Source organism: Spirillospora sp. NPDC049024, assembly GCF_040649235.1.
GTDB lineage: Bacteria > Actinomycetota > Actinomycetes > Streptosporangiales > Streptosporangiaceae > Spirillospora.
In genome coordinates this window covers 297,249-311,292 of record NZ_JBEZFD010000002.1, presented here as the reverse complement: position 1 = coordinate 311,292, position 14,044 = coordinate 297,249, and the positions used below count along the sequence as shown (strand labels likewise).

Genomic DNA, 14,044 nt, shown 5'->3' with positions numbered 1-14,044 from the left:
GCGAAGCCGGAGGCGAGCGGCACCGGGCAGATCGCGAAGCGATGCCGCGTTCGCCCAGGCACGGTCACGTAGCGAGCCGCCAGGCGAGCGAAGTGGGCCGGGACTGTTGAAAGAAAGCGCGGCGGTAGGCGGTCGGAGGGACGCCTACCGCCCGGGTGAAGTGGTGGCGGAGGTTGGCCGGGCTGCCGAGGCCGGAGCGCTCGGCGATCTGGTCGACGGGGAGGGACGTGGTCTCCAGGAGTTCGCGCGCGTAGTCGATGCGGATGCCGCGCAGCCAGGCCATCGGGGTCGTGCCGGTCGCGGCGTGGAAGCGCCGGATCAGCGTGCGGGTGGTGACGTTCGCGCGGCGCGCCAGGGCGGCGACGGTGAGGGGCTCGTGGAGGCGCTCGCGCGCCCAGTCGAGGAGCGGACCCAGTTCGTCGGCGTCGGTCAGGGGCACCGCCGCGTCGATGTACTGGGCCTGGCCGCCGGGACGGTGCGCGGGCATCACGAGGCGCTTGGCCAGGGCGCTCGCGACGGCGGCGCCGTGGTCGTTGCGGACGACGTGCAGGCACAGGTCGAGCCCGGCGGCGGTGCCCGCGCTGGTCAGCACGTCGCCGTCGTCGATGTAGAGGACGGACGCGTCCACCATGACCTTCGGGTGGCGGGCGGCCAGCTCGCCCGCGTGCATCCAGTGGGTGGTCGCCGGGCGCCCGTCCAGAAGGCCCGCGGCGGCGAGGACGAACGCGCCCGTGCACAGCGAGACGACGCGGGCGCCGTTGCGGTGCGCGGCGCGGACCGCGTCGACCAGGTCCGGCGGCTGCTCGTCGATGACGCTCGCGCAGGCGGGGACCACGACGGTGTCGGCCGCGGCGAGCGCGTCGAGGCCGTACTCGGCCTGCGGGGCGAAGCCGGCGGCGGTGCGGGTGCCGGGAGCGGCGCAGAGGCGGAAGTCGTACCAGGACGGGGCGAGCCCCGGGCGCTCGTACCCGAACACCTCGCACGGGATCGCCAGCTCGAAGATCGGCACGCCCTCGGTGACGGCGACGGCGAGCGTGTGCATGTCACTAATTTAGCGGTGATGGTCACTTGTGCCACTTGGGGGCGGGCCCCGCGCACGCCAGGCTCGGACGCATGGACCACTTCCCCTCTGGACGAGCCTCCTTCGATCCGCCCGCGGAGGCGGCCGAGCACGTGTGGCGGCAGGTCGTCGACCTGATGCGCGGCGAGCGCGAGCGGATCGCCGGGCGGGATGTGAGCGCCCCCGTGGACGTGCGCGAGTTGCGGGCGGCGATCGGCGCGTACGACTTCGACCGCCCGGTCGCACCCGGCGAGGCTGTGGACGGGGTCGCGGAGCTGCTGCGGGCGACGACCGTCCACACCACCCATCCCCGGTACTTCGGGTTGTTCAACCCCACGCCGACCTTCATGGGCGTGGTCGGCGAGACGCTCGCGGCGGCGTTCAACCCGCAGCTCGCCGCCTGGTCGCACGCCCCCGCCGCGGCGGAGATCGAGGCGCACCTGGTGCGCTTCCTCGGCGGCCGCCTCGGCTACCCGCGCGGCGCGGTGGCCGGTTCGTTCACGAGCGGGGGCGCGGAGGCCAACCTGACGGCCGTGCTGCTCGCGCTGACCAGGACCTGGCCGGAGTACGGGAAGGAGGGGCTGCGCGCGGTCCCCGGCCGCCCGCTCCTGTACGCGTCGTCCGAGAGCCACCTGGCCTGGCTGAAGATCGCGCACGCGACCGGCATCGGGCGGGACGCCGTGCGCCTCGTCCCGACCGGCCCCGGGCTGCGCATGGCGGCCGGGCGGCTCGCCGAGCTGATCGCCGCCGACCGGGCGCGCGGCGACCTGCCGTTCCTCGTCGCCGCGACGGCCGGGACCACCGGCGCCGGAGCGATCGACCCGCTGCACGACCTGGCGGACCTGTGCGCGGACCTCGGCCTCCGCCTGCACGTGGACGCCGCCTACGGGGGCGCGGCGGCGCTGTCGGACCGGCTGCGCCCCGCCCTGGACGGCATCGAGCGCGCCGACTCCGTCACGCTCGACGCGCACAAGTGGCTGAGCGTGCCGATGGGCGCGGGCACGCTGCTCACCACCGACGCCGAGGGCCTCGCGGAGACCTTCCGGGTCACCACGTCCTACATGCCGGACGAGATCCAGGGGACCGTCGACCCCTACACCTCGACCCAGCAGTGGTCGCGCCGGTTCATGGGCCTCAAGCTCTTCCTCAGCCTCGCCGTCGCGGGCCGCGCGGGTTACGCCGAGCAGCTCGAACGCGACGCCGCCCTAGCGGACCTGCTGCGCGGCAGGCTCGCCGCGACCGGCTGGGAGATCGTCAACGACACCCCGCTGCCCGTCGTGTGCTTCGCCGACCCGGGCGACGGGACGTGGGACCACCACGACGCGCTCGCCCGCACGGTCGTGGAGAGCGGGCGCGCGTGGATCAGCCCCGTCCGGCTGGACGGGCGCGCCGCCCTGCGCGCCTGCGTCATCAGCCACCGCACCACGGCCGAGGACGTCGAGGACCTCGTCGACGCCGTGAACAAGGCGCGCACCTGATCCGGCGGGGTCAGGGGACGCGGGCGAGGGCGCACAGCATGGAGACGTCCTCGACCGACGGGCGCTCCTCCGGCGGGCTGTCGGGGCGCCAGTCGACGACCGAGGTGATGCCGGGCGGGAGGAGCTCCAGGCCGTCGAAGAAGCGCGCGAACTCCTCCCGGGTGCGGAGCCGGAACGGGACGCCGCTGCGCGCGTTCGCCTCCTCGTTCTCCGCATACTGCTCGGGGGTGAGGTGCTCGCTGGTCGCGTGCGTCATCACGAGGTAGCTGCCGGGTGCCAGGGCCGAGACCAGCCGGGAGACGATGCCGTGCGGGTCGTGGTCGTCGGTGATGAAGTGCATGGTGGCGACCAGCATCAGCGCCGCCGGCCTGGACAGGTCCAGGGTCTCGCGCAGATCGGCGTTCGCGAGGATCTTGTCGGGTTCGCGCAGGTCGGCCTCGATGTAGGCGGTCCGGCCCGCCGGGTGGCTGTTCAGCAGGGCGCGGGCGTGGACGAGCACCACGGGGTCGTTGTCGACGTAGACGATGCGCGACGTCGGCTCGATCGCCTGGGCGACCTCGTGCACATTGCCGGCCGACGGAAGCCCGGTGCCGATGTCGAAGAACTGGTGAATTCCGGCCTCGCCGGCCAGGTATCCCACCACGCGCTTGAGGAATTTGCGGTTCTCCCGGGCGGACAGGCCGACGGTCGGCCACGCGGACGCGACCACCTCCGCGGACTCGCGGTCCACCGCGAAATTGTCCTTGCCGCCGAGCCAGTAGTTGTAGCGGCGGGACGGGTGCGCCTTCGTCGGGTCGATCCCCGCGGGGACCCGCTCATCTTCCACGGCGACCTCGTTTCGTTGCGCGCCGCGCCCCCGCGGCTCAAGATCAAGTGCCCTGGCCGTACCGGGCGAAGAACAGAATCTCACATCTGCGGGGGACCGAAACGGCGGCCTTTGTGAAATGGTGGCGACCGTGGATCTCTTCTACAGTCCCTTCGACTTCGCGATTCAGGACGACCCTTACCCGGTGTACGCGGAACTGCGCGAGAAGTCACCGGTCCATCGCAACGACGCCGATGACTTCTGGGCCCTTTCCCGGCACGCCGACGTTCTCGCGGCCCTGAAGGACTCCGCCCGCTTCTCCAGCCGGAACGGCCTGCGGATCGAGCCGGCGTTCTGGGGCCCGGACGCGGAGAGGTTCTTCTCCTTCGTCGCGATGGACCCGCCGAAGCACACCCGGATGCGCGGCCTGGTGTCGCGGGCGTTCACGCAGAAGCGCGTCCAGGCGCTGGAGCCGCGCATCCGCGAGATCGCGCGCGAGTGCCTGGCGCCGCTTCTGGACGGCGACTCCTTCGACCTGATGACCGGCTTCGCGGCCCGCTTCCCCACGGACGTGATCTCCGAGCTGGTCGGCGTCCCCGAGGCCGACCGCGGCAAGGTCCGCGACCTCGGCATGGCGATCATGTACCGGGACGAGGCGGGCGACGACCTGCCGCCCGAGGCGCTGCAGGCGATCGGCGCCCTCGTCGCCTACTACACCGAGCTGACCGTCGGGCGGGCCCAGCGGCGCCGCGACGACCTGCTGTCCGGCCTGCTGGACGCGGCCGAGGGCGAGGACCGGCTCACCCCGGAGGAGATCGTCGGCGTGCTGATCCTGCTCGTCGGCGCCGGTATCGAGACCACGATGCTCACGCTCGGCAACGCCTGGCACGCCGCCTGGCGCCACCCCGAGCAGCGGGCCGCCGCGCTCGGCGGGCGCGTCGAGGACTGGATCGAGGAGACGCTGCGCTGGGACCCGCCGTCCCAGGCGCTCGCCCGCACCACCAACGAGGACGTGGAGCTGCACGGCGTGACGATCCCGGCGGACGCGCGCGTCCTGCTGCTCACCGGCGCCGCCAACCGCGACCCGGACGTCTTCCCCGAGCCCGACCGCTTCGACCTCGACCGCGACACCGGCGCGTCCCTCGCGTTCGGCAACGGCCGCCACCACTGCCTCGGCGCGAACCTCGGCCGGCTGGAGGCCCGCATCGCGCTCGGCGAGATCGCGGACGTCGTGGCCGACTACGAGATCGACATCGACGCCGCGAAGCGGGTCCGCTCGTCCAACGACCGCGGCTTCGCGTCCCTGCCCACCCGCGTCACCGCCCGCCGCTGACCGCGCCGTCCCCGGCCGGAGGCGCTCCGACGGCCGGGGACGCCGGCTCCGCGAACCCAAAGATTTTGCAAACGGATCGCTCCCCTGCGTAACTGAAAACTGAACTTTCGGGCATGAGAACGGGCTATGGAAAGGACCAAGCCCGAGCCGGGCGAGCGCGACGAGTATCCCGGCACCGAGCCCGTGAGCCTCGTCAAGCACGAGCGGCCGCGCACCGACTGGATCGTCTACGGCGTCGCGGCGGTGCTGTCGGCCTCGTTCGTGATCTGGGGCGCGGCCGACACCGGCGGCCTCGGCTCGGTCGCCGGCACGGCGCTGGACTGGCTGCTGACGAACGTCGGCTGGCTGTTCGTGCTCGCCGCGACCGGCTTCGTGATCTTCTCGCTGTGGCTGGCGTTCAGCCGGTACGGCCGCATCCCGCTCGGGCAGGAGGGGGACGAGCCGGAGTTCCGCACCGTCTCGTGGGTCGCGATGATGTTCAGCGCGGGCATGGGCATCGGGCTGATGTTCTTCGGCGTCGCCGAGCCGCTCACGCACTTCGTGAAGCCGCCGCCCGGCACCGACCCGGCGCAGAGCGAGGCCGCGATCGAGACGGCCATGGCGACCACGATGTTCCACTGGACGCTGCACCCGTGGTCGATCTACGCCGTGCTCGGCCTCGCGATCGGGTACAGCCACTACCGCCGCGGCCGCAGCCAGCTGATCAGCTCGGCGTTCACGCCGCTGCTCGGCCGCCGCCGCGCCGCGGGTCCCGCGGGCAAGGTCATCGACGTCCTCGCGCTGTTCGCCACCCTGTTCGGCTCGGCCGCCTCGCTCGGCATCGGCGCGCTGCAGATCCGGACCGGGATGCAGGAGGCGGGCTGGATCGAGTCGCTCGGCACCACCGTCCTCGTCCTGGTCATCGTGGTGCTGACGGTCTGCTTCGTGGTGTCGGCCGTGTCCGGCGTCGCGCGCGGCATCCAGTGGCTGTCCAACATCAACATGGTGCTGGCCGTCCTCCTCGCGCTCTTCGTGTTCGTGGTCGGGCCGACCGTCTTCATCCTGGAGCTGCTGCCCACCACGCTCGGCGTCTACCTCCAGGACTTCGGGGAGATGGCGTCCCGGTCGGGCGCGACGGGCGGCGAGCCGATGAAGACGTTCCTGTCCAACTGGACGATCTTCTACTGGGCGTGGTGGATCTCCTGGGCGCCGTTCGTCGGCATGTTCCTGGCCCGGATCAGCCGCGGCCGCACCATCCGGCAGTTCGTCGCCGGCGTGATCCTCGTGCCGAGCGCGGTCAGCGTGGTCTGGTTCGCGATCTTCGGTGGGACGGCCGTCGACCAGCAGCGCAAGGGCCTGAACCCGTTCGGGAACGGCACCGAGGAGCAGATCACCTTCAACGTCCTCGGCCACCTGCCGTGGGTGGCGGTGACCGGGGTCGTCGTCATGGTGCTGGTCGCGATCTTCTTCGTGTCCGGCGCGGACGCGGCGTCGATCGTCATGGGCACGCTGTCGCAGCGCGGCTCGACCTCCCCGTCCCGGTGGATCGTGGTCTTCTGGGGCGCGATGACCGGCGGGGTCGCCGCGATCATGCTGGTGATCGGCGGGGACGAGGCGCTCAACGGGATCCAGAACATCACGTTCATCGGCGCGCTGCCGTTCGCGATCGTGCTGATCCTGCTGTGCGTCGCGCTGGCGAAGGACGTCCGCTCCGATCCGATGATGCGCCGCCAGCACAAGGGCGCCGAGGTCCTGGAGGACGCCGTCATCGCCGGCGTCACCCATCACAAGGGCGACTTCGAACTCCAGATCAAACCGTCCGACACGCAGGACACCGCGGACACCGCGCGGGATCGGGAGAACCCGGAGAACGCGCGGAACGCGGACGCCGCGGCCCGGGATGTGCCCCGCTGAGTGCCCGGGACGAGGTCACACGATCGGGCGCCCCCTCCTGATGCGGCGCCGGACGTCGCGCAGGTAGAGGTTGAAGGGGAACATCCTGGCCGGGCCCGGCAGCGCGCGGTTGCTCCGTGCCAGCACGCGGGCGAAGCGGTCGAAGCGCACCTGGTCGCGCGGCGTCCACGGGAGGCCGAGCTCGTCGCGGAACGGCTGGGGCAGGAAGCCGAGCGTCAGGAAGCGGTGGAACCGGCCGAGCGTCCAGTGGACGGGCGCGGGCAGGAAGCGCATGTCGGCGAGGTCGCGCAGGTAGCGGCGGGTGACGTCGTCCATCTCGATCTTCTCCACGCCCGCCCGCCAGTACTCCTCGAAGGCGGCCCGGTCCGGCGGCCACATCTCCGGCGCGACCTGCAGGGTGGTGCCGAAGCGGGCGCCGTACCGGTACAGCTCGGCGGCCTCCTCCTCCGACGGCTCCCCGTACAGCATCGCATAGATCATCTCGACGCCCACGTAGAGGCACCCGGCGACCCACAGCTGCAGCTCGCGGTCGAACGCGTTGTAGGCGACGGGCTCCTTCGCGCGGACGTGCCGGTGCGCCCGGTTCACCTCGCGCCGCATCGCCTCCCGTTCGGCCTCGGTGCCGAGCATGGCGACGGCGATGTAGCTGAGCGTGGTGCGGGCCCGCTTGACCGGGTGCTTGTCGACGCGGCCGCTGTCGACCGTGCTCTCGGCGACGCCGTGCCCGATCGGCAGGCGGGACAGCTGCATGACGACGTTGGCCGCGGCGGCGGCCAGGGCCATGCCGCTGATCGAGTCCAGGACGATCTTCGGCGGCGTCTCCGCAACGGTCGCGGTCATGCCGGCCCCACCTCCGTACGGGCTCGCGCCTGCGCCCACGTCTGATACAACGAGTCGATTTTCGTCTCACTGTGCCATCGTAAGTGGACACTTGCAAGGCGCCCGTCGTGAGAGCGCCCTCACACGCGGCCCGCACCGGAGGCCAGGCGCCTACGCCGGGCGGGGCGCAGGCGCCAGAGCTCAGGCCTGTGCGGTCGCCCCTTGGCCAGGCGGCCCGGGCCCATGCGGGAGACCCGGCCAGGCGTAGGCGACCCCCCGGTCAGGCGTAGGGGTCCCCCTTTGCCAGGACGCGGCCGGCGAACTCCTTCAGCGCGTCCAGGGCGCGCAGGTACGGCATCGGGCCGTAGGAGACGCGCGCGACGCCCGTCTCCGCCAGATCCCTGAGCGAGGTGCCGGGGAAGTTGTTCGCATTGATCGGCCCCGGGATCCCCTTGACCAGGGACGGGAGGGCGTCCAGCGGCGCCGCGATCGGGTACACGCAGTCGGCGCCGGCCTCCATGTAGAGCCGTCCGCGGGCGATCGCGGCCTCGACCGGGTCCGGCGCCTTGGCGACGAACACGTCGGCCCGGGCGTTGATCACCAGTGCGTCGCCGGCCGCCTCGCGGACGGCCGCGATGTACTCGGCCTGCGTCTCCGGCTTCGCCAGCTCCCCGGCGTAGGTGTCCTCCAGGTTGCAGCCCGCCGCCCCGATGGCGAGCAGCCGCTCGACCAGCTCACCCGGCTGGAGCCCGTACCCGGCCTCGGCGTCCACGGTGACGGGGACGGTCGCCGCGCGGATGACGCGCTCGGCGGCCGCGAACATCTCCTCGACGGGCGCCCCCTCGTGGTCGGGGTAGCCGAGCATGGCGGACACGGCGGCGCTGGCGGTGGCGAGGGCCGGGAACCCGGCCTCCTGGACGGTCTTCGCACTCCCCGCGTCCCAGACGTTGGGCAGCAGCAGCGGGTCGCCCGGCCGGTGCAGTTCCCGAAGGCGTGCGGCGTTGTCGGTCATGTCTGTCTCCTTCTCTTCCCTGTAGGAGCGGAGAACCCCGCCGGATTGTGACATCCGCCCCCGACGGCGGGCCCGTCCGGCCGTCCGGGCCATGGGTTAGCGTCGAGCTGATCATTCGCTTTGCGACAAGGGAGTACGCGATGCAGCCGTGGTCCGCCGAGCTCGCCGGCCGCCTGGAAGAGCACACCGTCAGCAGCGAGTTGCTGCGCGGCAACCCGCTGGGCGATCCGCACGAGCGGCCGGTCCTGGTGTACGTACCGCCCGGGTACGACGACGAACCGGACCGCCGCTACCCCAGCGTCTACGTGATCACCGGCTTCACCGGGCACGTCGGCATCTGGCGCAACCGGATGCCCTACCGGCAGCCGTTCCCCGAGACGGCCGACGCGGTGTTCGCGTCCGGGGAGGCGCCGCCCGCGATCGTGGTGTTCGTGGACGCCTGGACGGCGCACGGCGGCAGCCAGTTCGTCGACTCGCCGGGCACGGGCCGCTACCACTCCTACATCTGCGACGAGGTCGTCCCGTGGGTGGACGGCCACTACCGGACGCTCGACGCGCCCGAGCACCGGGCGATCAGCGGCAAGTCCAGCGGCGGCTACGGCGCGATGATCACACCGATGCTCCGCCCCGACCTGTTCGGCGCGCTCGCGACGCACGCCGGGGACGCCCTGTTCGAGTACTGCTACCTGACCGAGTTCCCCAAGTGCGTCCGCCACCTGCGCAAGTACGACGGCGACATCTGGCGCTGGTGGGACGACTTCAAGAGCCGCACCTCGTTCACCAAGCCCGAGGACATGGAGCTGCTCAACATCCTCGGCATGGCGCTGTGCTACTCCGCGCGCGAGGACGGCACGGTCGACCTGCCGTTCGACCCGGTCACCGGCGTGCTGCGGCCGGAGGTCTGGGAGCGGTGGCTCGCGTGGGACCCGGTGCGGATGGTGCCCGGGCACGCCGAGGCGATGCGGTCGCAGCGGGCGATATGGATCGACGGCGGGACGCGCGACGAGTGGTACCTCGACATCGGCGCGGAGGCGTTCCACCGGGCGCTGCTCGACGCCGGCGTCGCGGAGGACGTGATCCATTTCGAGCTGTTCGACGCGGGGCACGGCGCCATCGACTACCGCTACCCGCTGGCGCTCTCCTGGCTCTGCCGCCGCATCGCCCCCTGACGCGGGCCGGGCGCCTCAACGCGCTCACCGCCCCCTTGGTTCCCTGCCTGACGGGCCGGGCCGGTTCACCGGCCCGGCCCGTCCGCGCTGGCAGACCACGGCCTTCCATTGGTTTCAGAGATTCCCTCCACAGAATTGAAAATCCAGAACCAAATGGATTTATTGACTCCTTTCCCGAACCACGGTGCACTTCGGGTCAGCTCATCCGGATGAGTCCCCATCCAAACCCCCCGCCGGGCGGGCGGCGGTTCATGGAGCGCCCTCACAAAGGGTCTCCACGTGCCCCACCCCCTCCCCGCCCGGCACGTGGAAGGAGCACCCCCGTGAGACACCAGACCGCGATCGGGGCGGCGGCGTTGTCCGTCGGCCTCGCCGTGGCGATGTCCTCGCCCGCCTCAGGTGCGACACCCCGCACCGCCCCCGCCGCGCCGGCCAGGCCGGATCCGCGCGCCGTCGCCGCCGCCTCGGCCGACCGCCTGGTCGCGGCGAAGCCCGCCGCGTTCAAGAAGGCCCCCGAGGACAGGATCGTCCGGCGCGGGGTCACCTCGGGCCTGCGCGGCCTGCAGTACGTGGCCTACGAGCGCACCTACGACGGCCTGCCCGTCTACGGCGGCGACTTCGTCGTCACCACCAACGCCAGCGGCGGCGTGCTGAGCACCAGCGTCGGCCAGACCCGCAAGCTCAACGTGTCGACCAAGGCGTCGATCGGCGCGGCGCAGGCCGCCAGGACGTCGCGCGCCCGCGTGTCCAAGGTCGAGACCGCCTCCACGCCCCGCCTGATGGTGCTCGCCGAGGGCTCCGGACGCCTCGTCTACGAGACCGTCGTCAGCGGCACCCAGAAGAAGGCCCCGACGAAGCTGCACGTCTTCGTCGACGCCAAGTCCGGCAAGGTCGTCAAGACCTATGACGAGGTCCGGGACGCGGCCGACGACCGCAGCTACTACCACGGCACGGTCGACCTCAGCACCGCCGCCACGTCCATGACCGACCCGCAGCGCTCCGGCATCCGGTGCGGCGGCCAGAACGGCTCCACCTACACCGGCACCGACAGCGCGTGGGGCAGCGGCAGCGGCACCGACCTGGAGACCGCCTGCGTCGACGCCCTCTACGCGGTCCAGAAGGAATGGGACATGCTGGGCTCCTGGCTCGGCCGCAACGGCGTCAACGGCAGCGGCGGCGGCTTCCCGCTCCGCGTCGGCCTGAGCGACGTCAACGCCTACTGGAACGGCAGCTACACCAACTTCGGCCACAACCAGGCCGGCACCAAGCAGGCCACGTCGGTCGACGTCGTCGCCCACGAGAACGGCCACGCCGTCTTCACCACCACGCCCGGCGGCGACAGCGGCGGCAACGGCAACGAGAAGGGCGGGCTGAACGAGTCGGCCGGCGACATCTTCGGGGCGCTGACCGAGCACTACATGAACGAGCCCTCCACCTACGACCCGCCGGACTACCTGGTGGGCGAGGAGGTCGACCTGGTCGGCCAGGGCCCGATCCGCAACATGTACAACCCGTCCGCGCTGGGCGACCCGAACTGCTACTCGTCCTCGATCCCGAGCACCGAGGTGCACGCGGCGGCCGGCCCGCAGAACCACTGGTTCTACCTGCTGGCCGAGGGGTCGAACCCGACCAACGGCAACCCGACCAGCCCGACCTGCAACAGCTCCACCGTCACCGGCATCGGCGTCCAGAAGGCCGGCCAGATCTTCATGGGCGGGCTGAACCGCAAGGTGACGAACTGGAGCCACGCCCGCGCCCGCATCGAGACGATCAACGCGGCGCTGCAGCTGTTCCCCGGCTCGGCCACCGAGTGCAACGCGGTGAAGGCGGCGTGGAGCGCGATCAACGTCCCCGCGCAGAGCGGCGAGGCGTCCTGCGGCACCCAGCAGAACGACTTCTCGGTCTCGCTCAGCCCCGGCTCCGGCACCGCCCAGGCGGGCGGGACGGCGACCGCCACGGTCAGCACCCAGACCACCGGCGGCACCGCGCAGCAGGTCTCGCTGTCGGCGACGAGCAGCCCGTCCGGACCGACCGCGACGTTCTCGCCCGCCACCGTCACCTCAGGGCAGTCGTCCACGATGACGGTCACCGTCCCGGCCGGGACCGCTGACGGCACCTACAAGCTGACCGTCCTCGCCGACGGCGCGTCCGTGGACCGCACGGCCACCTACACGCTGACTGTCGGGCAGGGCCAGCCCGGCGCCGTCTACTCCGACGACTTCGAGTCGGGAACGGGCTGGACGACCAACCCGAACGGCAGCGACACGGCGACCACGGGCCGCTGGGAGCGCGGCACCCCGCAGCCGACCAGCTACTCCGGCACCAACCTGCAGCTCGCCGCCGCGAGCGGCAGCGGCGCCCTCGTGACGGGCGCGGCCGCCGGAACCGACGCCGGAACCTACGACCTGGACGGCGGCACCAGCACCGTCCAGTCCCCGGCGATCAGCCTGCCGAGCGGCACCCTGTCGCTGAAGTTCTCCTGGAACTTCGCCTACCTCAACAACAGCTCGACCGACGACTACCTGCGCGTCCGCGTCGTCGGCGCGAACGGGTCGAGCACCGTGCTGAGCCAGAGCGGCGCCATGGCCAACAAGGCCGGGTCGTGGCAGACGGCGACGTACGACCTGTCCGCCTACGCCGGCCAGTCCGTCCGCATCGTCGTCGAAGCGGCCGACGCCGGCACCGCCAGCCTCGTCGAGGCGGGCATCGACAACCTCACCATCACCAAGGCCTGACCGCCCCCCGCCCGCGGCCCGTGACGGGGCCCGCTCCCCCGTCGCGGGCCGCGCCCTACCTGGAGGAACTCATGAGATCGCGTATCTTCGCGACCCTGGGCGCGGCGGCCCTGGCGGCCTCGGCCCTGCTCGCCCCGTCCGGCGCCGCGGCCGCGCCCGCCGCCCTGGCCGCACCCGACATCCCGCTCGCCAACGTCAAGGCGCATCTGACCCAGCTGCAGAGCATCGCCAACGCCAACGGCGGCAACCGCGCCCACGGCCGCGCCGGCTACCGCGCCTCGCTCGACTACGTGAAGGGCAAGCTGGACGCCGCCGGCTACCAGACCAGCGTCCAGTCGTTCACCTCGAACGGCGCCACCGGCTACAACCTGATCGCCGACTGGCCAGGCGGCGACACGAACGACGTCCTGATGACCGGCGCGCACCTCGACAGCGTCACGGCCGGGCCCGGCATCAACGACAACGGCTCGGGCTCCGCCGCGAACCTGGAGGTCGCGCTCGCCGTCGCCCGCGAGAAGTACGCGCCCAAGCGGCACCTGCGGTTCGGCTGGTGGGGCGCCGAGGAGCTCGGCCTCGTCGGCTCGACCTACTACGTCAACAACCTGCCCTCCACCGAGCGGTCGAAGATCAAGCGCTACCTGAACTTCGACATGGTCGGCTCCCCGAACCCCGGCTACTTCGCCTACGACGGCGACGGCTCCAGCGGCAGCGGCGGCCCGGCCGGATCCGCCGAGATCGAGCAGACGCTGCGCGCCCACTTCCAGTCGATCAACGTGCCCGTCCAGGACACCGCGTTCGACGGCCGCTCCGACTACGGGCCGTTCATCCGGTACGGGATCGCCGCGGGCGGCCTGTTCACGGGCGCCGAGGGGCGCAAGACCACCCAGCAGGCGCAGCTGTGGGGCGGCCAGGCGGGCGTCGCGTTCGACCGCTGCTACCACTCCTCCTGCGACACCAGCTCCAACATCGACGACACCGCGCTCGACCGCAACGCCGACGCCATCGCGTACGCCGTCTGGACGCTCGGCGGCGACGGCGGCACCCAGGAGCCGCCCGGCGACACCGTCTTCTCCGACGACCTCGAATCGGGCACCGGCTGGACGACCAACCCGAACGGCACCGACACCGCCACCACGGGCCGCTGGGAGCGCGGCACCCCGCAGCCGACCAGCTACTCCGGCACCACCCTGCAGCTCGCCGCGGCGAGCGGCAGCGGCGCCCTCGTGACGGGCGCGGCCGCCGGAACCGACGCCGGAACCTACGACCTGGACGGCGGCACCACCACCGTCCAGTCGCCCGCGATCGCGCTGCCGGCCGGCTCGAAGACGCTGTCGTTCTCCTGGTACCTCGCCCACCTGAACAACAGCTCCGGCGACGACTACCTGCGGGTGCGGATCGTCGGACCGAACGGCTCCACGACCGTCCTCAACCAGGCGGGCGCGGCGACCAACCGCGCCGGGTCCTGGCAGACGCAGACCGCGGACGTCTCCGCCTACGCCGGCCAGACCGTCCGCATCGTCGCCGAAGCCGCCGACGCCGGCACGGGCAGCCTCGTCGAGGCCGGCCTGGACAACCTCAAGATCACTAAGTAACCGCAGGCCGGGGGCGGATTTCAGAGTTTTGCACGACCCCGTTCACACAATTGAAAATCCAGTGGCGGATGGATTCGTTGACACCCCACCGCCCGCCGCGATCCACTCGTGGACGGCCCCTCCCCCACCCCCAGGGCCGTTCACCAGT

At 72.0% G+C, this 14,044-nt stretch carries 10 protein-coding genes; 6 read left to right on the top strand and 4 right to left on the bottom strand.

Annotation, left to right across the window (positions count from 1 at the left end; genetic code table 11):
- Nucleotides 1–64 precede the first annotated feature (64 nt).
- On the bottom strand, nt 65–1,042 hold the full coding sequence (locus tag AB0C21_RS04280) for a helix-turn-helix domain-containing protein (protein WP_500202616.1): 978 nt from the start codon (nt 1,040–1,042) through the stop codon (nt 65–67).
- Nucleotides 1,043–1,113: 71 nt separating this feature from the next.
- Between AB0C21_RS04280 and AB0C21_RS04275 the strand changes: the two genes are divergently transcribed.
- Nucleotides 1,114–2,538: a pyridoxal phosphate-dependent decarboxylase family protein gene (locus AB0C21_RS04275; protein WP_500202615.1), complete on the top strand. Its 1,425-nt coding sequence runs from the start codon at nt 1,114–1,116 to the stop codon at nt 2,536–2,538.
- Between the two features lie 10 nt (nt 2,539–2,548).
- Here AB0C21_RS04275 and AB0C21_RS04270 read toward each other — a convergent pair whose 3' ends face one another.
- On the bottom strand, nt 2,549–3,364 hold the full coding sequence (locus tag AB0C21_RS04270; protein WP_500202614.1) for an SAM-dependent methyltransferase: 816 nt from the start codon (nt 3,362–3,364) through the stop codon (nt 2,549–2,551).
- Between the two features lie 130 nt (nt 3,365–3,494).
- On the opposite strand from AB0C21_RS04270, the gene AB0C21_RS04265 reads away from it, so the two are divergent.
- Together AB0C21_RS04265 and AB0C21_RS04260 are read left to right on the top strand one after the other, a co-directional pair.
- Nucleotides 3,495–4,676 carry a cytochrome P450 gene (locus tag AB0C21_RS04265; RefSeq protein ID WP_500202613.1) on the top strand — a complete coding sequence of 394 codons (1,182 nt, stop codon included), beginning with the start codon at nt 3,495–3,497 and terminating at the stop codon, nt 4,674–4,676.
- A gap of 126 nt (nt 4,677–4,802) precedes the next feature.
- On the top strand, nt 4,803–6,569 hold the full coding sequence (locus AB0C21_RS04260) for a BCCT family transporter (RefSeq protein WP_500202612.1): 1,767 nt from the start codon (nt 4,803–4,805) through the stop codon (nt 6,567–6,569).
- A gap of 15 nt (nt 6,570–6,584) precedes the next feature.
- Here the strand turns inward: AB0C21_RS04260 and AB0C21_RS04255 are convergent, their stop codons facing one another.
- Together AB0C21_RS04255 and AB0C21_RS04250 are read right to left on the bottom strand one after the other, a co-directional pair.
- Entirely contained in the window at nt 6,585–7,409 is an 825-nt protein-coding gene (locus tag AB0C21_RS04255) for an oxygenase MpaB family protein (protein WP_500202611.1), read from the bottom strand.
- 259 nt (nt 7,410–7,668) lie between these two features.
- Nucleotides 7,669–8,400, bottom strand: coding sequence for an isocitrate lyase/PEP mutase family protein (locus AB0C21_RS04250; RefSeq protein WP_500202610.1), 732 nt, complete (start codon nt 8,398–8,400; stop codon nt 7,669–7,671).
- A gap of 140 nt (nt 8,401–8,540) precedes the next feature.
- Here AB0C21_RS04250 and AB0C21_RS04245 point away from each other — a divergent pair, with 140 nt between their 5' ends.
- From AB0C21_RS04245 to AB0C21_RS04235, 3 genes are all read left to right on the top strand, one after another.
- Nucleotides 8,541–9,569 carry an alpha/beta hydrolase gene (locus tag AB0C21_RS04245; protein ID WP_500202609.1) on the top strand — a complete coding sequence of 343 codons (1,029 nt, stop codon included), beginning with the start codon at nt 8,541–8,543 and terminating at the stop codon, nt 9,567–9,569.
- Nucleotides 9,570–9,892: 323 nt separating this feature from the next.
- Nucleotides 9,893–12,304 carry a M4 family metallopeptidase gene (locus AB0C21_RS04240; RefSeq protein ID WP_500202608.1) on the top strand — a complete coding sequence of 804 codons (2,412 nt, stop codon included), beginning with the start codon at nt 9,893–9,895 and terminating at the stop codon, nt 12,302–12,304.
- 71 nt (nt 12,305–12,375) lie between these two features.
- The gene (locus AB0C21_RS04235) at nt 12,376–13,896 is read left to right on the top strand and encodes a M28 family peptidase (protein ID WP_500202607.1); all 1,521 of its coding nucleotides are present in this window, start codon (nt 12,376–12,378) and stop codon (nt 13,894–13,896) included.
- The last annotated feature ends 148 nt before the right edge of the window (nt 13,897–14,044 follow it).